At 65.6% G+C, this 20,839-nt stretch carries 19 protein-coding genes and 1 tRNA gene; 7 read left to right on the top strand and 13 right to left on the bottom strand.

Annotated elements, in window-relative coordinates:
* The first annotated feature begins 17 nt into the window (after positions 1 to 17).
* Positions 18 to 1,313, top strand: coding sequence for a dicarboxylate/amino acid:cation symporter (locus ACYQ0L_RS09585; RefSeq protein WP_459788880.1), 1,296 nt, complete (start codon positions 18 to 20; stop codon positions 1,311 to 1,313).
* Positions 1,314 to 1,343: 30 nt separating this feature from the next.
* Complete coding sequence (locus ACYQ0L_RS09590) at positions 1,344 to 1,958, top strand: superoxide dismutase (protein ID WP_459788882.1); 615 nt, start codon at positions 1,344 to 1,346, stop codon at positions 1,956 to 1,958.
* Positions 1,959 to 2,044: 86 nt separating this feature from the next.
* Here the strand turns inward: ACYQ0L_RS09590 and ACYQ0L_RS09595 are convergent, their stop codons facing one another.
* The 3 genes from ACYQ0L_RS09595 to ACYQ0L_RS09605 are packed head-to-tail and all read right to left on the bottom strand — an operon-like array spanning position 2,045 to position 4,095.
* A complete protein-coding gene (locus ACYQ0L_RS09595; protein WP_459788883.1) occupies positions 2,045 to 3,304 on the bottom strand; it encodes an AI-2E family transporter in 1,260 nt (419 codons plus the stop codon).
* Positions 3,305 to 3,331: 27 nt separating this feature from the next.
* Positions 3,332 to 3,952: a sigma-70 family RNA polymerase sigma factor gene (locus ACYQ0L_RS09600; RefSeq protein ID WP_459788884.1), complete on the bottom strand. Its 621-nt coding sequence runs from the start codon at positions 3,950 to 3,952 to the stop codon at positions 3,332 to 3,334.
* Positions 3,949 to 4,095 carry a NepR family anti-sigma factor gene (locus ACYQ0L_RS09605; RefSeq protein ID WP_459788885.1) on the bottom strand — a complete coding sequence of 49 codons (147 nt, stop codon included), beginning with the start codon at positions 4,093 to 4,095 and terminating at the stop codon, positions 3,949 to 3,951. Before ACYQ0L_RS09605 ends, ACYQ0L_RS09600 begins: the two co-directional genes overlap by 4 nt.
* Before the next feature lie 223 nt (positions 4,096 to 4,318).
* Here ACYQ0L_RS09605 and ACYQ0L_RS09610 point away from each other — a divergent pair, with 223 nt between their 5' ends.
* The gene (locus ACYQ0L_RS09610; protein WP_459788886.1) at positions 4,319 to 6,004 is read left to right on the top strand and encodes a CHASE domain-containing protein; all 1,686 of its coding nucleotides are present in this window, start codon (positions 4,319 to 4,321) and stop codon (positions 6,002 to 6,004) included.
* Between the two features lie 217 nt (positions 6,005 to 6,221).
* Here the strand turns inward: ACYQ0L_RS09610 and ACYQ0L_RS09615 are convergent, their stop codons facing one another.
* The 3 genes from ACYQ0L_RS09615 to ACYQ0L_RS09625 form a co-directional block, all read right to left on the bottom strand.
* The gene (locus ACYQ0L_RS09615) at positions 6,222 to 7,025 is read right to left on the bottom strand and encodes a response regulator (protein ID WP_459788887.1); all 804 of its coding nucleotides are present in this window, start codon (positions 7,023 to 7,025) and stop codon (positions 6,222 to 6,224) included.
* A 391-nt stretch (positions 7,026 to 7,416) separates the two neighbouring features.
* Entirely contained in the window at positions 7,417 to 7,842 is a 426-nt protein-coding gene (locus ACYQ0L_RS09620; protein WP_459788888.1) for a response regulator, read from the bottom strand.
* A gap of 78 nt (positions 7,843 to 7,920) precedes the next feature.
* A complete protein-coding gene (locus tag ACYQ0L_RS09625; RefSeq protein ID WP_459788889.1) occupies positions 7,921 to 9,120 on the bottom strand; it encodes an N-acetyltransferase in 1,200 nt (399 codons plus the stop codon).
* Between the two features lie 141 nt (positions 9,121 to 9,261).
* On the opposite strand from ACYQ0L_RS09625, the gene ACYQ0L_RS09630 reads away from it, so the two are divergent.
* On the top strand, positions 9,262 to 10,383 hold the full coding sequence (locus ACYQ0L_RS09630; protein ID WP_459788890.1) for a fatty acid desaturase family protein: 1,122 nt from the start codon (positions 9,262 to 9,264) through the stop codon (positions 10,381 to 10,383).
* 12 nt (positions 10,384 to 10,395) lie between these two features.
* On the opposite strand, the gene ACYQ0L_RS09635 is transcribed toward ACYQ0L_RS09630, so the two are convergent.
* The 6 genes from ACYQ0L_RS09635 to ACYQ0L_RS09660 all read right to left on the bottom strand — a co-directional run bounded on the left by ACYQ0L_RS09635 (position 10,396) and on the right by ACYQ0L_RS09660 (position 16,821).
* Positions 10,396 to 10,926, bottom strand: coding sequence for a GNAT family N-acetyltransferase (locus tag ACYQ0L_RS09635; RefSeq protein WP_459788891.1), 531 nt, complete (start codon positions 10,924 to 10,926; stop codon positions 10,396 to 10,398).
* On the bottom strand, positions 10,923 to 12,020 hold the full coding sequence (gene lptG / locus ACYQ0L_RS09640) for an LPS export ABC transporter permease LptG (protein WP_459788892.1): 1,098 nt from the start codon (positions 12,018 to 12,020) through the stop codon (positions 10,923 to 10,925). Before lptG ends, ACYQ0L_RS09635 begins: the two co-directional genes overlap by 4 nt.
* Before the next feature lie 10 nt (positions 12,021 to 12,030).
* A complete protein-coding gene (locus ACYQ0L_RS09645; RefSeq protein WP_459788893.1) occupies positions 12,031 to 13,257 on the bottom strand; it encodes an LptF/LptG family permease in 1,227 nt (408 codons plus the stop codon).
* An 89-nt stretch (positions 13,258 to 13,346) separates the two neighbouring features.
* Positions 13,347 to 13,697, bottom strand: coding sequence for an ATP-dependent Clp protease adapter ClpS (gene clpS / locus ACYQ0L_RS09650; protein ID WP_459789030.1), 351 nt, complete (start codon positions 13,695 to 13,697; stop codon positions 13,347 to 13,349).
* 272 nt (positions 13,698 to 13,969) lie between these two features.
* Positions 13,970 to 14,806, bottom strand: coding sequence for a phasin family protein (locus ACYQ0L_RS09655; RefSeq protein ID WP_459788894.1), 837 nt, complete (start codon positions 14,804 to 14,806; stop codon positions 13,970 to 13,972).
* A gap of 116 nt (positions 14,807 to 14,922) precedes the next feature.
* Entirely contained in the window at positions 14,923 to 16,821 is a 1,899-nt protein-coding gene (locus ACYQ0L_RS09660) for a PHA/PHB synthase family protein (protein WP_459788895.1), read from the bottom strand.
* Positions 16,822 to 16,981: 160 nt separating this feature from the next.
* On the opposite strand from ACYQ0L_RS09660, the gene ACYQ0L_RS09665 reads away from it, so the two are divergent.
* Together ACYQ0L_RS09665 and ACYQ0L_RS09670 are read left to right on the top strand one after the other, a co-directional pair.
* A complete protein-coding gene (locus tag ACYQ0L_RS09665) occupies positions 16,982 to 18,172 on the top strand; it encodes an LL-diaminopimelate aminotransferase (protein ID WP_459788897.1) in 1,191 nt (396 codons plus the stop codon).
* An 88-nt stretch (positions 18,173 to 18,260) separates the two neighbouring features.
* Positions 18,261 to 19,469: a crotonase/enoyl-CoA hydratase family protein gene (locus ACYQ0L_RS09670; protein ID WP_459788898.1), complete on the top strand. Its 1,209-nt coding sequence runs from the start codon at positions 18,261 to 18,263 to the stop codon at positions 19,467 to 19,469.
* A gap of 384 nt (positions 19,470 to 19,853) precedes the next feature.
* Here the strand turns inward: ACYQ0L_RS09670 and ACYQ0L_RS09675 are convergent, their stop codons facing one another.
* A complete protein-coding gene (locus tag ACYQ0L_RS09675; RefSeq protein ID WP_459788900.1) occupies positions 19,854 to 20,630 on the bottom strand; it encodes an acyl-CoA thioesterase in 777 nt (258 codons plus the stop codon).
* Between the two features lie 118 nt (positions 20,631 to 20,748).
* Here ACYQ0L_RS09675 and ACYQ0L_RS09680 point away from each other — a divergent pair.
* Positions 20,749 to 20,822, top strand: a tRNA-Cys gene (locus tag ACYQ0L_RS09680).
* The last annotated feature ends 17 nt before the right edge of the window (positions 20,823 to 20,839 follow it).

Below are 20,839 nucleotides of genomic sequence, written 5' to 3' on the forward strand. Positions count from 1 at the left end.
GAAGGGGGCAATGCAGATTGTCGGCACATGAAACATCGCGGCCCGCGCGGCTCGTCTCGCTGCGCCTCCCGGTCTGGTGGACCTTCGGCGGGCTCGTCGGCGGGCTGATCGCAGGATCGCTGATCGCGGGTACGCCGATGGCGGAGGCGATCCTGCCGGTCAGCGGCCCCGTGGGCGCGCTGTGGCTGCGTGCGCTGCAGATGACGATCATTCCGCTGGTCGCCGCGCTGCTGGTACTCGGCATCACCCAGCTGGCGAGCGCGGCGCGCGCGGGCGACACGGCCCGGCGCATGCTGATCTTCGTGGGCGGTGCACTGCTTGCCGGTGGACTGGCGACGATCATCGCGATGCCGCTGCTGCTGGATGCGCTGCCCGCGCCCGACGGCGCGCGCGGATTGCTGGCGGCGGATGTGGAACCGCAGCAGGTGCCCGGCCTGGCGGAATTCTTCCTCTCGCTGATCGCGCCCAACATCGTCGCTGCGGCCGCCGAAACCGCGATGCTGCCGCTGACGATCTTCTTTGCGCTGTTCGCGGTGGCGATCACGCGGCTGGCGGATGATCAATCCGCCATCCTGCGCAGCTTCTTCGAAGCGGTCGCCAACGCCATGCTGATGGTGATCGGCTGGGTGCTGTGGCTCGCGCCGGTCGGCGTGTTCGCACTGGCGCTGGGCGTGGCGGTGCGCGCGGGGGGAGACGCGGCCTTCTTCACGCTGATCCATTACATCCTGACCGTATCGGCAATGGGCGCGATCGTGCTGGTCGGCGCGTTCATTGTGGGAGCGCTGCGCCACGGGCCGGGGAAATTCGCGCGCGCGCTGCTGCCCGCGCAGGCGGTCGCCATCTCCACCCAGAGCTCGCTCGCCAGCCTGCCTGCGATGCTGGCAAGCGCCCGGCGGCTGGATGTGTCGGAGAATATCGCGGAATTCGTGCTGCCGCTGTCGGTCGCGATCTTCCGCGCGACCAGCCCGGCGATGAACCTCGCGGTGGCGATCTACGTTGCGCACCTGTTCGGGATCGAGCTGGGGCTGACCGCGCTGCTCGCCGGGCTGGCGGTCGCCTTCGTCATCTCGATCGGATCGGTAAGTCTGCCCGGATCGATCAGCTTCGTCGTCTCGATCGGGCCGATCGCGCTGGCGATGGGGGTACCGGTGGAGCCGCTCGCGCTGCTGGTCGCGGTCGAGATGCTGCCCGACATCATGCGCACGCTGGCGAATGTCACCGCCGATGTGGCACTGGCCAGCGCGACCGAACGAGAATCCGGCAACGATCTTGCAACGGATAGCGCGCCTGCGCGTTCATTGAACGACAGCTAAACCACAACCCAGAAAACGGGAGAAAAATTCATGGCTTTCGAAGTAACCCCGCTGCCCTACCCCGATAATGTCCTCGCCCCGGCGGTCTCCGCCGAGACGCTGAGCTATCACCACGGCAAGCACCACAAGGCCTATATCGACAAGACCAACGCCGCGATCGAAGGGACCGATCACGCCGACAAGTCGCTCGAAGAAATCATCGCGGCCGCGCGCGGCAGCGACCAGGGCCTGTTCAACAATTCCGCGCAGAGCTGGAACCACGGCTTCTACTGGAATTCGATGGCGGGCGACGAATCGGCCGCATCGGACGAACTCAAGAGCATGATCGAAAGCGAATTCGGCTCGATCGATTCGCTCAAGGAAAAGCTGCAGGAACGCGGCGCTGGCCATTTCGCCAGCGGCTGGGTGTGGCTCGCCGAAAAGGGCGGCAAGCTCTCGATCGAGGAAACGCACGATGGCGATACGCTGGCCGACAAGGACGGCGTCAATCCGCTCCTCGTGATCGATCTGTGGGAACACGCCTACTATCTCGATCACCAGAATGCGCGCCCGGCCTATCTCAAGGCGCTGACGACCGAGAAGCTCAACTGGTCCTTCGCGAGCGAAAACCTCGCCCGCGGCGAAACCTGGACCTATCCCGCCTAAGCGCATCGCGCTTGCGCGACATGACGAAGGGGCCGGCCGCTTGCGGTACGGCCCCTTTTTCGTGCGCCCTTATCGAATTCCCGGTTTCAGGCGGGACGGGTGTCGTCTTCGCCCGATGCGCCGGGCGGCGGCGGTTCATCGGCCTCCAGCAGAGGGGTCTGGAACAGCGGCTCGCCGAAAATGAAGCCGAGCAGGTTGGGTCGGCCGATATGGTCGAAGAAGGCGGTCAGCATCAGCAGGATGGGGACCGACAGCAGCGCGCCGATCGCGCCCCAAATCCAGGTGAAATAGGAAAAGGCGAGCAGGATCATCACCGGGTTCATGGTGAAGCGCCGCCCGAGGATCGCAGGGGTCACCGCATTCGCCTCGAACACGTGCAGCGTCACATAGGCGATCGGGGGGATCAGGCCGATGAAGACGGTGTCAGCCGTGCCCAGGCCGAACAGCGTCAGCAGCGCGGTCATCGCGAGCGGGCCGATATAGGGAATGAAGTTCAGCAGCGTGGCGATGCCGCCCCACATGACCGGGGCCGGCAGGCCCATCGCCCACGCGCCAAGCCCGACGACGATGCCGACGCACAGATTGATCCACGCAACCGTCAGGATGTAGGCGGCGACACGGTCCTGCACTTCGCGCAGGACGCGCGCGGCCTTCACGCTGGTGCCGAAGCTGGAGCGGCCGAACAGGATGTTGCGGCGCAGCCGTCCGCGGGCCTCGACCATGAAGAAGGCCATCAGGAAGGTCAGCATCACCTCCAGCAGCAGCACCGGCGCACTGAAGGCGACCTGCTGGAAGACCGATGGTCCGGCCAGCACGACCTCGGTCGTGCCCGATCCGCCGATCAGTTCGGCCAGTCGATCATTCGCATTGGCCAGCCATGCGAACTCGGCCTGCAATTCGCGATAGCGCGTGCCGACCTGTTCGATCAGTTCGGGCAACCGGTCGAACAAGGTGAAGGCAGGCTGCAGGATTGCGCCGAAGGCCAGCACGACGATGGCGACGAAGATAATGAGCGAGAGAACCGAGGCGAGCGTGTTGGGCACGCCCCAGGCCGACAGCCGATCGGCCAGCGGGGCGAGCAGGACCGACAGGATGATCGCTGCGGTCAGCGGCAGGAACACCACCGATCCGATCGAGAGAACGAAGGGCAGGGCAAGGAACAGGCCGATGCCCAGCAGCAGCACGAGCGTGCTGAGCAGTCGCAGTTCCTGCTCGGCGAGCAGGGTGCGCTTCTTGGATGCGCCGCTGTTGCGCGGGCGCTTGGGCGCAGCCGATGCCTCGGCACCTGTCCCGTGACCAGTCTTGTCCTGGGCCCCGGCCTCAGCGGCATCCTCAGCCGCAGTCACGGTGTTGACCGTGTCGACGCGTGGGGCTCAGGTGCGCCCATTGGTCGGTTCGGCAAGGCCATTGCCCGCGGCAACATCGTCCAGCTCTTCGAGGATCGCGCGATGGGCGGTGTCGTCGTCGACCGAACGCTTGGGAATGTCGCCATCGGCAAGCATCGCGTTGAGAGCGGCGCGCGCACGGCCGACGCGGCTCTTGATTGTGCCCACCGCGCAGCCGCAGATATTGGCCGCTTCCTCGTAGGAAAAGCCGCCCGCACCCACCAGCAGCAGCGCTTCGCGTCGCTCGGGCGGAAGCGTCAGCAGGGCGCGGTGCATGTCGGACAGGTGGATCGGCTCTTCCTGGCCCGCGGGTGCGGTCAGGATGCGCTCGGCAACGTTCTCGTCATATTCGCCGCGGAAGCGGTTGCGGCGCATGTCTGTGAGGTAGGCATTGCGCAGGATCACGAAGGTCCATGCGCGCATGCTGGTGCCGGGTTCGAACCGTTCCTGCGCGGCCCACGCCTTCATCAGCGTTTCCTGGACCAGATCGTCGGCCATGTCCGGGCGACCGCACAAGCCGCGCGCGAAAGCGCGCAGGTGCGGGACCACGCCGGTCAGTTCGCGCTTGAACTCGACCGGATCGGCGGCCGGTGCCGGCTCGCCGCTCATGCCTTGTCTCCGCCCTTGCCGGGTTCGTCGAGCTTCGACAGCAGATCCTTGAAGCTGTCGGGGATCGGCTCGTCGACGACGGACTCGTACATATTACGCAGACTGTCCGCCCATTCCGGCTTGTCCGTTGAGCGTGAATCCATGGTTGCACCCTTGGAAGGCGTGGTGCGTGCCTGTTGATTATCTTTGTCGTCCATGCCTGTTGGCTTACATGGGTATCGGGTTGCCGAAACCCAAGCCTGCCCTTCCCATAATCGATCCGAGAACCACAGGAACGTTGCGGGCCGCACGTGGTTCCCTTGGGACAGTCGAATAGATTACGACCCGCCGGACCCGCGGCAGAACGAGAGGCATACCGAAGCATACGTGGCGTCCGAAACCGATCTTCCCAATCGCCGGATCAGGCGCTGGCTGGTGCATTACCCGCGCGCGGTCCCGGTGATCATCTTCCTGCTGATTACCGCGATCACCGCGCTGAGCGTGTTCGCGATCGAGCGCGGCGAGCGGCGGCGCGAACAGGCGACGCTGGGCGAAACCGCGCAGGTCATCGCCTCCTCGCTCGACCGGCGGGTGAACACGAGCGGATCGTACCTGATTGCCGGCGCCTCGCTGATCAGCACGCTCGACCGGGTGCCGGAGGATCTGTTCCGGCGCTTCGCCACCGAATTGCGCCTCGATGCGGACTATCGCGGTTCGATGGGGATCGGCTGGGCACCGATCGTCCCGCGCGGCCAGATCGCTTCGTTCGAACGGATGGTATCCGCCGAAACGGGCAGGCCCTTCACGATCCGGCCCGTGCCCTCTTCCGACAGCAATTTCGCAGTGCCGGCCACCTTCTTCGAACCGCTTCCCGTGCGATCGAGCCGGTACATGGGATACAATATGTATTCCCAGCGCGAGCGCCGCGAGGCGATGCAGGAGGCGATCCGGACGGGACGCCCCACGGCCAGCGGCATGATCGCGCTGCAGACGCTGGATGCCGACTCGGCCGTCGGCTTCATCGTCTTCATGCCGGTTTTCGAACCCGGAACCGATCGCGAGCTGATCCGCGGGTTCGTCTATAGCCCATTCAATTCGCAGGAATTCCTCGATTCCGTGCTGACCCGCGAACTGGTGGGCCAGCGCGGGGTCCGGCTTTTCGACGGCGAGCCGGCTTCCGAAAACCTGATCGCGTCGCACGCCCCTGCGCGGATGACGGGGAACGTGACCCGGATCGAAGTGCAGCTGGCCGATCGTCCGATGACGGTGGAGGTCGAATCGGCGCGCGGCGATGCGCTCTCGCTGCTGTCGATGATCACGCTGCTGTTCGGCATCGCGGTCGCCAGCCTCTCGATGCTCGTCGCGCGACTGCTGACGCAGCAGGCGCACGAGGACCAGGCCGCGCTCGATTTCTATGCCGAACAGAACTCGATCCGCAATTCGCTGACGCGCGAGCTGAACCACCGGGTTAAGAACACGCTGGCCAATGTCCTCTCGATCGTGGCCCTGACCCGGCGCCGGGCCACATCGCTGGACGAGTTTGCCAGCGGGCTCGACGGGCGCATCCGCGCGCTGTCGGCGACGCACGACCTGCTCACCCAGTCGGAATGGGGCACGACCCCCTTGCTCGCGGTGCTGGAGGCCGAACTGGCGCCCTACGCGAACCCGGCCGAGGCGATCCTCGACCTGACCGGGCCCGAGGTGGAACTGGCCCCGAACGATGCCCTCTCGTTCGGCTTGGCGATCCACGAACTGGCGACCAATGCTTCGAAATATGGTGCCCTGTCGGTCGAGCGCGGACGGCTATCGGTCACCTGGACCCGGCTGCGCGACGAGCTGGTCGAGGTCGTCTGGCAGGAAGCCAACGGCCCGCCCGTCTCGCAGGACCGTTCGCGCGGCTTCGGCACCGAACTGATCGAGAAGATCGTCGCGCACGAACTGAAGCACCCGGTCGAGCTCGACTTCGCGCCCTCGGGCGTGCGGTGCGTGCTGCGGGTGCCGGTGCGCAAGCCAACCGAATTCCGCATGCGCGCGCGCAAGAAGGCGCTCAGCGATGCGCCGCCGGTAGCCTGACGACAGGCGGGCGCTGGCGGGGACGCTGCGATTGTCCTGCAGGGGCGTGCGATAGCGGCGCGTCCAACAAGGCGGGCCGGTCCCCGCCTGCAATCATACCACTGACGATGCAGCCACTAGATTGGCGACCGCCGTTCCCGCGCGCGCCTGTGGCAGATACGAAAAGGGCGCCGCAATGCGACGCCCTTTCCTATGCTGAGATGTACCCGTTGGAGCGTCAGGCCGACGCGCCTTCGCGACTGGCGTTGAAGAACAGCGCCTGGCTGATCGCCGCCCGAACGGTGGCTTCCTGGAACGGCTTGGTCACCAGATAGGTCGGCTCTGGCCGGTCGCCGGTCAGCAGACGCTCGGGATAGGCGGTGATGAAGATCACCGGCACGCTGCCGATGCTCAGGATATCGTCCACCGCGTCGAGGCCGGAAGAGCCGTCGGCGAGCTGGATATCGGCCAGCACGAGGCCGGGCCGCTTGTTGGCGACGACTTCCTGCGCCTGCGTGCGGGTGGCGGCAGTGCCGCAAATATCGTGGCCGAGGCCGCGAACGAGGTCTTCGAGCTGCATCGAAATCAGCGGCTCGTCCTCGATGATGAGGACGCTGGTAGCGGATTCGCGATCGATCTCGGCGATCGCGTCCTGCACCATCTTCTCGACCTCTTCGGGCTCGATCTCCATGATCTCGGCCGACTGTTCGATCGTGAAGTCTTCCAGCGTGGTCAGCAGCAGCGCCTGGCGGTTGAGCGGGGTCACCGTCTGCAGGCGGTCCGCCTCGACATCGCCGGGCAGGTCTGCGTTATCGGCTCCGCGGTCCGATACTTCGAGATAGGCGCTGGACCATACCTTGTTGAATGCGCGGTAAAGCGGCACGCGCCCGCCTTCGAGCGATGCCTTGAGCGCCTCATCCGCGAGGGCGGCTTCGAGCGTGGCGCGCACGAAGGCGTCGCCGGTTTGCTGCGATCCGGTCAGCGCGCGCGCGTAGCGACGCAGGTAAGGAAGGTTCGCAGCGACATTTTCACCAATGGACATGAATCATCTTTCCCGTCTGAACCCTCCCGCAACGTGCGGGGCGGGGGCAGGTTCCAGGCCTGCGAAACTTCGTTTCGGAGCCCTCGTCAATGCCGGTTTTCGAGCCGCGCAAAAATTTTTTCGCTCGCGGAGGAACCGGTCTCGTGGCGGGGCATTTTCCCTATGTCACCGCCGAGACCCCCCTCCCGTCCAAGCGGCCGGTGATACGATCCCGAAGGCCTTCGTTCCGCTATCTAGCGGATCGGAGGCCTTTTTTTATCTATGCGATCTTTCAGTGCGGTCGGGGCCTGACCGGTGCGGAGGCAGCCAGACGCAGTCGGCCGATGGCTGCGGGGCTTGGGATGCGGAGGGAGATTGGCGGGCTCTGGATCGGGCCCTCGATCGGGCGGCGTCAGTCGCGGCGCAGGCGGGCGAGCAACGACGGGCGCTCGCGCGTGGCGACCAGTTCGACAAGTTCGTCGAAATCGTACGGTTTGGCGAGGACGGTGCCGAGGCTGGCGATGTCCGCAGGGATGACCTCGGGCGATCCGGTGGCGAAGATCATTTTGGGGCTGACATTGCCCAGCGCCATGATCAGCTCGGCAATCGCCCAGCCATCGCCCCGGTCGGCAAGATTCACATCGAGGATGACGGTATCGAACCGTCGATCGCGCAAGGTGTCGAGCGCGCGCGCAGTGGTCGCGGCGGTCACGACGTCGGTCGCGCCGGCGTTCAGCAGCGCATCCTCTATCGCGAGCGCCAGTACGGCATCGTCTTCCACGACGAGAACCGGGCCGATCTTGCGCGTCTTTGTTCCGGAAGGGCCGTCGGGCGGCATGGGCAGTCGTTCCTCGAGTCACCCGCGCCGGGAGGCGGGGCTAGTCATGTGAACGATACAGGGGCCGCTTGCGTTCCGTTACAAATTCTTCTGGTAGATGATGTATTCGCGGTTGATCGAACTGTCGATCGTATCGGCGATTGCGACCATTCCCTGATTGTCTTCCAGAATCCAGCCGATTTCGCCGCGCGTGGACTCGAATTCCTTCGCCGCGCAGCGCCGGATCTCGCTGATCATCATGAAGGCGAGCTGGCTTGCGAGGCGCGAATTGTGGAGCCGCTTGCGCACGCCCATCAGCGGCACGCGCATTCCGGCCCCGCGCGGCGCCCTGAGCCAGCGCAGCGAGGTGAGCCAGCCGAAGGGCAACATCTTGCCCCCGGTCTTCGCGAACAGGTCGTTCGCGTCGGGCAGGGTCAGCATGAAGGCCACCGGCTCGCCGTCGAGTTCCGCAATACGGTTGAGCTGGGGGTGGATCAGCGGGCGCAGTTTCTTGCCGGTATGTTCGACCTCGGTCTCGGTCAGGGGGACGAAGCCCCAGTTATCCGACCAAGCATCGTTGAGGATTTCGAGGATGATGGCGATTTCCTGCTCGTAATGGTCGGGATTGACCTGACGAACATTGATCCGCGGATTGCGCTCGCCCGATTTCACGATCCGCTGGACCAGCGGCGGGAAGGGCTGGGTGATGTCGAGATCGTAGGTGTAGAGCCGCTTTGCGGGCTCGTACCCCTCGCGGGTGATGAAATCGGCGTAGTGGGCGGGGTGGTGGCCCATCATGATCATCGGGGCATGGTCCTGCCCGCGCACGAGCAGGCCCGGCTCTTCCCAGACTGACATCGAGATGGGGCCGAGCACGCGGGTCATGCCCCGTTCCTTCAGCCACTTTTCCGCCTGCTGGAGAAGCGCATGGGCGACCTCTTCATCCTCAGCGTCGAAATAGCCGAACATGCCGGTGCCGGGGCCCATCCCCTGTTCCGGCGCGATGGTCAGCGCGAGGTGATCAATATGCGCGCTGATCCGCCCGACCTCACGATCGCCGCGCCGGGCGATGAAAAGCTGCACCTCGGCGTGGCCGAAAAACGGGTTCTTGGCGGGATCGACCAGCTCGAGCTGTTCCGACCGCATCTGCGGCACCGAATGCGGGACCCGTTCGGAGAAGCGACGGCCCAGATCGACGAAGGCGGCGCGCCCGCGCTTGTCGCTCACCGGCTCGATCACTATGTCACCGACTTGAGCCGAGACGCCCTGGCCCGGTGTGGTTGCATCCTTCACGCGCATGTTTCCGTATCTACTTGAGCAATCCGGCCCCTGTGTCCCTCACTTGCGCCGGACGCAACCCGATCGATCACTCTGATGGTTAAGATGCGTTTGGCCGACCTTGGTAATTGCAGTAACACCCGCCCTGGACAAAGCCCCTAGATGACCATGCACCAGCCGATCGACCCCACCCAGCCTGCTCCCGTGCGCGCGACCCGCCTCCAGTTCATGGCGCAGGACGACAAGGCCATGTTGCGCGCCGCGCGCGACCTGACCAAGGGCCTCGGCGAAGCGAAGCCGGCGGTTTACTGGACCGACATGCTGCTGTCCGCATGGCTTGGCTACGCGGCGATCGCCACCGCGATCCTGTCGGGCAATCTCGCGATCCAGCTGGTGGCAGGACTTGTCGGCGCGCTGGCGTTCTACCGCGCCGAAATGTTCATCCACGAGTTGACGCATATCCACAAGAAAGCGCTGCGCGGCTTCCGCACGGGCTGGAACCTGCTGGTCGGCATCCCCCTGCTGACGCCCAGTTTCATGTACGAAGGCGTGCACACGATCCATCACAAGCGCACGCAGTACGGCACGATCGAGGATCCCGAATACCTGCCCCTGGCGCTTATGAAGCCGTGGAGCCTGCCGCTGTTCGTGGCTGTCGCACTGCTGGCACCGGTCGCGCTGCTGTTCCGGTTCGCCGTGCTGGTGCCGCTCGGTGCGGTCATCCCGGCGGTACGCCGTTTCACCTGGCAGCGGCTGTCCTCGCTCTCGATCAATCCCGATTTCCGCCGCAAGGCGCCCGAAGGCGCGTTTGCGAAGCGGGTGCGCTGGCAGGAGGCGGGCGGAAGCGTGTGGGCGATCGCCCTGCTCGCCAGCCCGCTGGCCTTCGGCTGGCGCCCGTTGCTGATCGCGCTCGCCATCTTGTCGCTCACCGCGCTGCTCAACCAGCTGCGCACGCTCGTCGCCCACCTGTGGGAGAACGAAGGCGAGGCGATGACGGTGACCGCGCAGTTCCTCGACTCGGTCAATGTTCCCCCGCCGGGATTCGTGGCGGAGGTCTGGGCGCCGGTCGGCCTGCGCTACCACGCGCTGCACCACCTGATGCCTTCAATGCCGTACCACGACCTGCCCGAAGCGCACCGCCGCCTCGCGCGAGAGCTGGGCACGGGGTCGACCTACGACGGGGCGAACCATCCCGGACTGCTGGTGCTGGTGGGCCGGATCGCGCGCAGCACGATGCTGAAGCGCGCCGCGAGCGATCGGGCCGGGGGCAAGCCGGCAGGCTGAGCCGCCTTTGATTCAAGTCAGGTCGCGGACCATTGCGATGCGCGAACCGGGCGGCATGCCGTGGCCGTATTCCCTCTCCAGCTCGCCTGCGAGGCGCGCATGGTCCACCGGGTCGAGATCGACGAAGCCCAGCCTGCGATAGAACGGCGCGTTCCACGGTACTTCGGCGAAGGTCGTCAGCGTGATGGCCGTAAAGCCGGAATTGCCTGCGTCGATCATGCATCCGCGTAGCAGGGCGGAGCCGACGCCGCGCCCCTGCCAGTCGGGATGGACGCTGAATTCCCGCACATGCAATTCGCGCCCGAAAGGCTCGGTGACCAGAAACCCGATCACGGCTTCGTCATGCACCGCTGCGAGGCAGTGCCCGCGCGCGATATAGCGCAACAGCCTTTCGACCGGGACGGTGTCCTGTGCAGCGATCCCGGCGAGCCCGTCGATCCGCTCGAACATCGTGCCCGCCGCCCGCTCGATCGCCGGCATCGCATCGGCATCTCCCGGGCGCGCCAGCCGGATCGACCATTGCGCGTCTTCGCCGGGGGTCATTCCTCGGTCCGTACCAGCACGGTCTCGCCGATCAGCAGGAACAGGAAAAACGGCGCCCAGGCGGCAAGGAAGGGCGGGTAGCCGCCGAAATTGCCCATTGCGAGCGCGGCATTGTCGAGCACGAAATAGGCAAAGCCCAGCGCCATGCCGATTACCGCACGCACGAACAGCTGGCCCGAGCGTGCGAGACCGAAGCCTGCCACGGCGCCGAGGATCGGCATGAGGACGGCAGAGAGCGGCCCTGCGATCTTGTGCCAGTAATTGGCCTCCAGCTCGCCCGTGTCGCGGCCCGCCGCGCGGTAGGCGTCGATCGAATCGTCGAGCTGCCAGAGCGGCTGCGCGGTCGGATCGACGCTGGCGAGCTCGATTTGCGAGGGCGCGATGTCGGGCGCGACGATCACCTCGTCCGGCTCGGCGACGCTCGCGGTGCCGATGGTCAGCACGCGCGGGGCTTGCATCGCCCACCCGTCGCGACCGCGCACGGCGACCGCGGCGTCGATCTGCTGCATGATCTCGCCGCTCGGGCTGCGGCGATAATAAGTCACATCTCGCAGGCGCGGCGCAGGGCCGCCACGCTCGTAACTGCGTGCCGACAGGATGTTCGGGCCATCGACCAGGTAGACCATGCCATTGCCCTGGGGCTCTTCGGGAAGGGCGCCATAATCGGTACTTTCCCAAACTGTCAGCTCGGCCGCCGCCCGCGTCACCACGCGTTCGTTGAAGGCGAAGCTGGCCACGGCGACGACCATCGCGGTGATGATCAGCGGGGCCAGCACCTGATGCGCGGAAAGCCCCGCCGCCTTCATCGCGATCACTTCGCTGTTCTGGTTGAGCGTGACGAGCGTGATGATCGTCGCCAGCAGGACCGAATAGGGCAGGAAGCGCTGGATGAGCAAAGGTACCCGCAGGCTCGAATAGAGCCACAGTTCGGCCTCGGTATTGCCGGGCACCGCCAGGATTTCCCCGCTGGTCGACAGCAGGTCGAGCATCATCAGCACCAGCACCAGCATCACCAGCACCGCGATGATGCGCAGCGAGAACATCTTCGCGAGGTACATGGTGAGCGTGCGCGAGGGGAAGAAATCGAGTGTCATCGCCGGCCGCCTAGCTTGCCTGTTCGACCTGGAAGGCATCGGCGCGGCGGCGCGGACGCAGGATCTTGCCGATCCGCTTCACGATCTTGGAAAAGACGCTTTCCAGCGCGCCGATGGGCTGGCCGCCGGGGACATAGGCGATCTGCCAGAACCACCACAGGATCAGCAGGGCGAAGACCGCGAAGGGCCCCCACAGGCCCAGCGTCGGATCGATCCGGCCGAGCGAGGCGAAGTCCTGCATGTACTGGTTCACCTTGTGATAGGCGACCACCAGTACCACGGCCACGAACACGCCGAGCGCGCTGGTCGAGCGTTTGGGCGGAATGGCCAGCGCCACCGCGAGCAGCGGCATGAACGCCATCATCGCGAGTTCGACCAGGCGGTAGTTGAAACTCGCTTGGCTGGCATTGCGCTGTTCCTCGCTGGAGGAATCGCTCCATCCGATGCGCAGCAGCTCGGGCAGGATGAACTCCGCCTCGCCTTCGCCGCGCTGGCGGAAGCTCTCGATCGCGGGCAGGTCGATCGGCAGGTCGTGGAGCGTGAAGCTGAGCACGCGCGGGCTCTGGTCGCCCTTAAGCTCCTGCACGATCGTCCCTTCCGACAGGCGCAGGATGATCGTGTCGGGATTGTCGCTGGTCGAAAGGAAGCGCCCCTCGCGTGCGCTGATCGAGAGGACCTGCCCGTCCTCCGCCATGATTCGCGCGAAGATGCCTTTGAGCTCGCGTCCCGAATCCTCGCTCGATTCGATGCGCAGTGCCATCCGGTCGGCCAGGGTGGTAAACTCGCCCACCTTGATCGAGGCGCCCAGCGCGCCCGAGCGCAGATCGAACTGGAGTTCCTCGTAGTAATATTTCGAGATCGGTTGGACGTAGAACACCAGCGCGGCATTGATTGCGATCAGCAGCGCCGTGATCATGTAGGGCACGCGCAGCAGCCGCAGATAGCTGAGACCGACCGCGCGCATCACGTCCAGCTCGCTCGACAAGGCCAGCTGGCGGAAGGCGAACAGCGTGCCGAGCAGCAGGCCGAGCGGAATGGCGAGGCTGGCATAGTCGGGCAGCAGCGCGCCGAGCATCTGGAACACCACGCCGACCGGCCCGCCCTCGGTCGTGACGAAGCGGAACAGCCGCAGCATCTGGTCGAGCACCAGCAGCGACGCGGCAAGCACGAACACCGCCAGCAATGGCACGATCACCAGCCGGAAGATGTAACGGTCGAGACGCGAACTGAACGGCAAGGATTTTCCGACGAGAGGTTGACGGGGCAGGTCAGGCCCTAGCCGCAAAGCGGGGTGCCGTCATCCACGCTGTTGTGGGGGGCTTGGCGCTAGGCCTTTTCCAGCGTGCACTGGAGCGGGTGCTGGTTCTGCCGGGCGAAATCCATCACCTGGTTCACCTTGGTTTCGGCGACTTCGTAGGGGAAGATGCCGCACACGCCGACGCCACGCTGGTGCACGTGAAGCATCACCTGTGTCGCCTCGTCGAGGTCCATGCGGAAGAACCGCTTGAGAACCATCACGACGAATTCCATCGGGGTGTAATCGTCGTTCAGCAGCAGGACCTTGTACTGGCTGGGCTTCTTGGGCTTGGCGCGGGTCTTGGTCGCGATCCCGATCTCGGGATTTTCCGGCGGGGTTCCCGGCCGCCCGCCCTGACCATCGTCGTCGTCATCGCCCATCAGGATGGCCGCATGGGCCGGGTCGCACGGCCAGGCCGGACGCGGGGCCGCAGGCAGGCGATCGAGAGTGGGGGGCGGGGGGACATGCATAGCGCAATAATATCGTATCGGCCCGCCGATCCGCAAGAGACGGAAAAAAGCGGGTGGGGCGGGCCCGGGGGGGGTGTCGGGAACGGGTCGGATGCAAAAAGGGCCGGGCGATGGGATCGCCCGGCCCTCTGTCATGTCGTGGCGCTGTCGACCGAGAAGGTCGTGGCCGCGCCCGGAAAGCCTCAGGCGGCGATCTTGTTCATCTTGTCGACCGCTTCGCTCATGCGGCTGGTCAGCGGAGCGAAAGCGTCGTTGGTCAGCTTGATCCAGGCTTCGGTGTTCTTCGAGCTGGTGGCGACGACGCTGTCGAACGAGCGGCGCAGGATGTCGCCCTGCAGCTTGACGAGTTCGGTCGGCGACTTGGCGGCAGCCATCAGGCGCGCATCTTCGCTCATCTGGTCGGCAGCCCTGCGGCCTTCTTCCACGGCGGTGCGGGTCATGTCCTGCATGCCGGTGAAGAGAATCTTGCTCGCTTCGGCCATTGCTTCGGCATTGGCGCGCTGGAAGGTGACCATTTCACCGGTCATTTCGGTGCCCTTCTCGTACATGCCGGCGAGGCGGGTCTGCATTTCGTTGGCCATGTCGCTGGCGGCATTGGCGGTCTTGGTCTGGGTCTTGGTAGCCATGATGGTGTCCTTCGTCTCGGTCTTGGTGGCGCTGTTCGCGCCTGTCACGGGGGCCGCCTTTGCGGGGCCGGTCTTTGCGGGTGAGGTCTTGGTCGTCTTGCGCTTGGCCGGAGCCTTCTTGGCGACCGCCTTTTTCGGGGCGGCGACCTTCTTGCTGGTCCGATCCTTGGATACGGGGGCCTTGGAAACGGGGCTCTTGCCGGTGGCTGGCTTCTTCGCTTCCGGCTCGGCCTTGGCGGGCGCCTCTTCGGTTTTCGCCGCTGGAGCGGCTACCGCGTCCGCAGCAGGCTTGGCCCTGGCTTCGGCCTGCGCGCGTTCGGACTTGGCCGCCGAAGCGGATTCGTTAGCCTTTTGCGCTGCGGCATCAGCCGTGTCGGTATTCTGGTCAGCCATGAAAACATGAACCTCGCGTACTTTGCTGCAATGCACAAATATGCATTGCGGCTGCGAAATTCAAGCACTTTTTGTGCAGCGCACAAAACCCGGGACTATCCCGGAATTCTGCCGTTTTAGCGGGATTTCACGTAGCGTCCGGGGGCCGGCTCGATCACCGTGTCGGACTTTACGCTGCCGGGATTGCGCTTGCCGTTTGCGGCTACCTGCGTGTCGTCGTGCTGGCGAATCCATTCGATCCAGTCCGGCCACCAGCTGCCGGGATGCTCGGTCGCGCCTGCGCGGAAAGCCACCAGCGTCTCGACTTCGGGATCTTCATTGATCCAGTACTGGTATTTCTTCGCGGCGGGCGGGTTGACCACGCCTGCGATATGGCCCGACCCGGCGAGGACGAAGCGCATCGGTCCGGAAAAGTGCTCGGTCAGCTTCCATACGCTGGCTACGGGCGCGATGTGATCGTCCTTGCCGGCCTGGATATAGGTAGGCACCGCGACCTTCGTGAGGTCGATCGGGTGGCCGAGCGCTTCGAGCCTGCCGGGCTTCACCAGCAGGTTGTCGCGGTAGAGATCGCGCAGGTAATCGCGGTGCCACTTCGCGGGCAGGTTGGTGACGTCGCCATTCCAGTGGAGCAGGTCGAACGCTGTATGATCCTCCCCCAGCAGGTAATTGCGCACGACGTAGTTCCAGATCAGGTCGTTGCCGCGCAGCAGGTTGAAGGTTGCCGCCATGTAGCGCCCGTCGACATAGCCATCGCGTTCGATCCCCTTGATCGCAGCGATCTGGTGGTCGTCGATGAAGTGGAGCAGTTCGCCCGCCTCTCCGAAATCGACCTGCGCGGTGAAGAAGGTCGCGCTCCTGACCTTGTCCGCCTCGCCCCGGTCGGCCAGGATCGCGAGCGTGGCGGCCAGCGTCGTGCCCGCGACGCAATAGCCGATCGCGTGCACCGCAGGCTGGCGCAGGCGCTTCGTCACATGCTCGATCACCTCGATCTGCGCGGCGATGTAATCGTCCCACACGATATCGCTGAGCGAGGAATCGGCGGACTTCCAGCTGACCATGAAGACGCTCAGCCCCTGGTCGACCATCCATTTGACGAAGCTCTTCTTCTCGTTGAGGTCGAGGATGTAGAACCGGTTGATCCAAGGCGGGAAGATCACCAGCGGAACCGCCAGCACCTTCTCGGTACTCGGCGTGTACTGGATCAGCTGATAGAGCTCGGTTTCGCGGACGACCTGACCCGGGGTCGTGGCGATATTCTCGCCCACTACGAATGCCTCCGGGTCCGAATGGGTGAGCTGGCCTTTCTGCAGGTCCTGCAGCAGGTTCTCCATTCCCCTGACCAGGCTTTCACCCTGCGTTTCCATGATCCGGTCGAGCACGATCGGATTGGTCGCTGCGAAATTGGAGGGGGAGAGCGCCTCGGCCATCGCCTGCGTGGCGAACTTCAGCTGTTCGCGCTTGGCGGAATCGATGTGGTCCATCTTCTCCACCATCGCGACCACGCGTTCGGTCAAAAGCAGGTAGGTCTGGTGGATCAGCGCGAAGATCGGCTGTTCGCGCCAGCGGGGATCGGCGAAGCGGCGGTCTTCACGCGGCAGCTCCGGCGCGGCGTCATCCTCTGCCTCGGACCTGTCGTGCGGCGAGAGCAGCGCCTGCCACAGCTGCGCGCTTTCCGCCCACCAGCGCCGCTGTTCCTCCGGGTCGGCGAAGGGCAGCTGCTCGGCCCAGGTTTCGAACAGCGCGAACCACTTGGCCGGCCATTGGGCGGAATCGCCCGCCATCATCTCGCTAGTCGCCCCGATCGCGTGGTTCTGGCAGAACTCGATCCACATCGTCTGCAGACGGGTCGCATTCTGCGTCCATTTCTGCAGGTCGGAAAGTGCGGGCGAGGGCTCGTCTGCGGATGGCTGTGCCAGTGGTGCGAACATCATCTGGGTCCAGCGCGCCTGCGCCTCCAGCATGGCGCTGAACGGATCGAACCCGGGGATCGGGGAATCGGATTTCGTGTCCGCCATCGCATTCGGTCCTCTCTCTCGCCGGGCGATACCGCTACCACCGCCGTCACGCGGCGGATTTTTTGGCGCACCCCCACTCGCAACAATTGCACAGAAGCGCGCGGCGTTCCAGAATGCACAGCGCCGATGTAACGGCGACCATGCGATCCAGCGGGAGGCGATGCTGAGCGACGACCAGTTCTACCGGATGCGGCGGCTGCCGCCCTACGTGATTGCCGAAGTCAATGCGATGCGACACGCGGCCCGCCGGGCGGGGCGCGACATCATCGATCTTGGCATGGGCAATCCGGACCATCCGCCGCCCCAGCATGTGATCGACAAGCTGTGCGAGGTGGCGGGCAAGCCATCCGCGCACGGCTATTCCCAGTCGCGCGGGATCCCCGGGCTGCGCAAGGCGCAGGCGAACTATTACGGGCGGCGCTTCAACGTCGATCTCGACCCCGAGCGCGAAGTGGTGGTGACCATGGGCTCCAAGGAGGGCCTGTCCTCGATGGCGACCGCGATCGTCGCGCCGGGCGACGTGGTGCTCGCGCCGAGCCCGTCCTACCCGATCCACACCTACGGCTTCATCATTGCCGGCGCGACGATCCGATCGGTGCCGACCACGCCGGACGAAGCCTACTGGCACGCGCTCGACCAGGCGATGGCCTATACCTCGCCGCGGCCGAGCGTGCTGGTGGTCAACTACCCCAGCAACCCGACGGCGGAGACCGTGGACCTCGCCTTCTACGAACGGCTGGTCGCCTGGGCGCGGGAGAACAAGGTCTGGGTCCTGTCCGACCTCGCCTATTCGGAGCTCTATTACGACGGCAAGCCGACCCGCTCGATCCTCGAAGTGCCGGGCGCGAAGGAGTGCGCGGTCGAGTTCACTTCGATGTCGAAGACCTATTCGATGGCCGGGTGGCGGATGGGCTTCGCGGTCGGCAACCCGACGCTGATCGCGGCGCTGACGCGGGTGAAATCCTACCTCGACTACGGTGCCTTTACGCCGATCCAGGCGGCGGCCTGCGCCGCGCTCAACGGGCCGCAGGACATCGTCGAAGAGAACCGCGTGCGCTACCAGCACCGGCGCGACGTGATGGTCGAAAGCTTTGCGCGTGCCGGGTGGGACATCCCCTCGCCGCCCGCCAGCATGTTCGCCTGGGCGCCGCTGCCGCCGGGCTTCCACAATATGGGCAGCCTCGAATTCTCGAAACAGCTGCTGGAAGAGGCGGGCGTCGCGGTTGCCGCGGGGATCGGCTACGGCGAGGAAGGCGAAGGCTACGTGCGGATCGCGATGGTCGAGAACGACCAGCGCATCCGCCAGGCGGCGCGCAACATCAAGCGCTTCCTCCAGCGCGAGGGCGGCTGATCGCGTCGCATCCATTCCGGATTGGTCTGCTTTTCCAATGAAGTAGCCTTCGTGCCATCATGCCCCCTGGCGCGACCACGGGGGACGGGTGCACGCAGCGGAGCAACTGATTGCGAGATCGATCGAGGCCGGGCCCCTGCGGCTCGACCTCTTTCATCGCGACGCCGCCGTCGAAGGGCGTTGGCTCGCGCTGCACCCGCGCGAGTTCGCGCTGCTGTGGCGGCTGGCCGAAACGCCCGGTCGCACGGTCAGCCAGCGTACGCTGCTCTTCGATGTCTGGCGGCTGACGTTCGAGCCGGGGACCAACCGCATCGCGGTGCATGTCGCGCGGCTGCGGCGCAAGCTGGCTCCCATGGGGCTCGACGGACTGATCGCGACCGACGGACCGGGATACAGGCTCGATCCTGCCGGGGAGAGCGGCAGGCTGGACAGCGCGCCCACGATCCGCAACGACGGACAAAACAGGATCGAGGAGAGCGCCAGCATGGCAACCGAGGCACAGGAAAAGCGGGTCGAGAGCGAACTGGGCGAGGATGGCGTGATGCACGTCCGCCTCAACCGGCCCGACAAGATGAACGCGCTCGATCCCGAGATGTTCAGGGCGATCATTGCCGCGGGCGAGGCCTTGATGGAGCGCAAGGATGTGCGCGTCGTGGTGCTGTCGGGCGAGGGGCGCAGCTTCTGCGCCGGGCTCGACACCTCAAGCTTCGCACGCACGCCCGATCCCGACGAGCCGAAGCTGACCGATCGGACATACGGCGATTCGAACGGCTACCAGCAGGTCGCGACCGTGTGGCGCAAGCTGCCGGTGCCGGTAATCGCGGCGCTGCACGGGGTGTGCTTCGGCGGCGGGATGCAGATCGCGAGCGGGGCGGACATCCGCGTCGCGGCCCCCGATACGCGGATGGCGATCATGGAAATGAAGTGGGGCCTGGTGCCCGACATGGGCGGATACCAGCTGTGGCGGGGCCTCGTGCGCGACGATGTGCTGCGCGAGCTGGTCTACACCAACCGCGAATTCTCGGGCGAGGAAGCGCAGACTCTGGGCCTCGCGACGTTCGTGGCGGACGATCCGCTGGCGAAGGCGAAGGAAATTGCCGCCACCATCGCGCAGCGCAACCCCGATGCGGTGCGCGCGGCCAAGCGCCTCTCCAACCGCATGCACGACGCGACCGGCGAAGACCTGCTGCTGGCGGAGAGCCAGGAGCAGGCGCGGATCATCCGCCAGCCCAACCAGGTCGAGGCGGTGATGGCGGGCATGGCCAAGCGCACACCCAATTTCACGGATGCCAGCTGAAGCTGTCGATCTCGATGGCTGAACTCCTCCCCTTTAAAGGGGGAGGTCGGGTGGGGGCGTGACGCAGGGTGACAGGTGTCACCCATGTGTCACCCTGACAAATTCCCTATCTCTCAGAGAGTTGTTGCTAGCCGGGTGACGCTTTGCGGTTTTACGCCCCGCGAGCCTGTGCACCTGCGGGCTTGCGCCCAATGTGCGGGAGCAGGGCGGACGACGATGGGAAAGAGCCGTCACCACGCTAGCGAAAGCGCCTGAAGTAGGAAAATGCCCGCGCGGGGTGGGGCGCTTCGTCTCTTCCCTCAGGAGGGGGAAGGTGGTTGGGGGCATGCCCAGCCTGATGCCTGGAAATCCCCCCTCAACCCCTCCCCACGGGGAGGGACGCTTTTACCCGAAGATCGCCGCTGCCTGCTGGCCGATCGAGACGAGTTGCCCGTCGGCATCCCACAGCCGCAGGCGCTCGCTCGAATAGCCGTGGTCGGCGTGATCGCTGGCCGTTTCGGCGAGCCACCAGCCGTCGCGGCTCTCGGCCACCGGGTCGAGCAGGTTCAGCGCCCAGTTCATCGAACTGAGCGGGCCGGGCCGCTGCATCACCCGCATGGCGCCGGGCGGCATCGTGTCGCCGATCAGCACCAGCCGGCTGGTCGGGTCGAGGCCTTCGTCGCCTTTCAGCCGAAGCCAGCGGCGCACGACCGGGCCGCCGTCACCGCCCGGGGGCGAGGCGCGGCGCAGCTCGAAATTGTTCTGGATGAAGGCGGGGCCCTTGCCCGCCATCAGTTCCTCCGCTTCCTCCACCGGGATCGGCGCGGGCGATACCGGCTCTGCCGGGTGGACCGCGTTCGCCTCGCGCGCGGTGCCGAACAGCCAGAAGGATGTGAGCGCGGGCTTGTCCTCCACCAGCAGGTCGACGCGCACCTGCGTGACATTGCGGCCCTGCCGGATGAGGCTGGCCTGCGGCGTCACCTCGGCGCCCACCGGCGCAACGAACGCGATCTGCGCGGATCGCAGCGGTGGCAGATCGGGAAAGGTGCGGGTCGCAGCGGTGTAGGCGACCAGCGCGCTGGCCCCACCATACAGCGTGCGGCCCTGCAGCCATTCCTCGGCGGGAAGGGTGACACTCGCGCCGTCTCCGGCGATGGGTTCCAGCATGGCGGCAATCGACATGCGCGCTCCTTATATCAACACCGACGGATGTGAACCCGGGCAGGTACGGCAAAATCGCATTGAACTGCGCTGCACTAGCCGCTAGATGCCCCGCTTCGCGCCAAGCCTGCGACAGTGGGGCCCGATGGCGGAGTGGTTACGCAGAGGACTGCAAATCCTTGCACGCCGGTTCGATTCCGGCTCGGGCCTCCATTTTCCCTTACATTCGA

This window comes from Alteriqipengyuania triglochinis (assembly GCF_054655655.1).

What these genes read in the sequence shown, in the direction of transcription:
- ACYQ0L_RS09590 (WP_459788882.1), top strand. Translation starts at nt 1,344, where the DNA reads ATGGCTTTCGAAGTAACCCCGCTGCCCTACCCCGATAATGTCCTCGCC.
- ACYQ0L_RS09600 (WP_459788884.1), bottom strand. Translation starts at nt 3,952, where the DNA reads ATGAGCGGCGAGCCGGCACCGGCCGCCGATCCGGTCGAGTTCAAGCGC.
- ACYQ0L_RS09605 (WP_459788885.1), bottom strand. Translation starts at nt 4,095, where the DNA reads ATGGATTCACGCTCAACGGACAAGCCGGAATGGGCGGACAGTCTGCGT.
- ACYQ0L_RS09615 (WP_459788887.1), bottom strand. Translation starts at nt 7,025, where the DNA reads ATGTCCATTGGTGAAAATGTCGCTGCGAACCTTCCTTACCTGCGTCGC.
- ACYQ0L_RS09620 (WP_459788888.1), bottom strand. Translation starts at nt 7,842, where the DNA reads ATGCCGCCCGACGGCCCTTCCGGAACAAAGACGCGCAAGATCGGCCCG.
- ACYQ0L_RS09625 (WP_459788889.1), bottom strand. Translation starts at nt 9,120, where the DNA reads ATGCGCGTGAAGGATGCAACCACACCGGGCCAGGGCGTCTCGGCTCAA.
- ACYQ0L_RS09630 (WP_459788890.1), top strand. Translation starts at nt 9,262, where the DNA reads ATGACCATGCACCAGCCGATCGACCCCACCCAGCCTGCTCCCGTGCGC.
- ACYQ0L_RS09635 (WP_459788891.1), bottom strand. Translation starts at nt 10,926, where the DNA reads ATGACCCCCGGCGAAGACGCGCAATGGTCGATCCGGCTGGCGCGCCCG.
- lptG (WP_459788892.1), bottom strand. Translation starts at nt 12,020, where the DNA reads ATGACACTCGATTTCTTCCCCTCGCGCACGCTCACCATGTACCTCGCG.
- clpS (WP_459789030.1), bottom strand. Translation starts at nt 13,697, where the DNA reads ATGGGCGATGACGACGACGATGGTCAGGGCGGGCGGCCGGGAACCCCG.
- ACYQ0L_RS09655 (WP_459788894.1), bottom strand. Translation starts at nt 14,806, where the DNA reads ATGGCTGACCAGAATACCGACACGGCTGATGCCGCAGCGCAAAAGGCT.
- ACYQ0L_RS09660 (WP_459788895.1), bottom strand. Translation starts at nt 16,821, where the DNA reads ATGGCGGACACGAAATCCGATTCCCCGATCCCCGGGTTCGATCCGTTC.
- ACYQ0L_RS09665 (WP_459788897.1), top strand. Translation starts at nt 16,982, where the DNA reads ATGCTGAGCGACGACCAGTTCTACCGGATGCGGCGGCTGCCGCCCTAC.
- ACYQ0L_RS09675 (WP_459788900.1), bottom strand. Translation starts at nt 20,630, where the DNA reads ATGTCGATTGCCGCCATGCTGGAACCCATCGCCGGAGACGGCGCGAGT.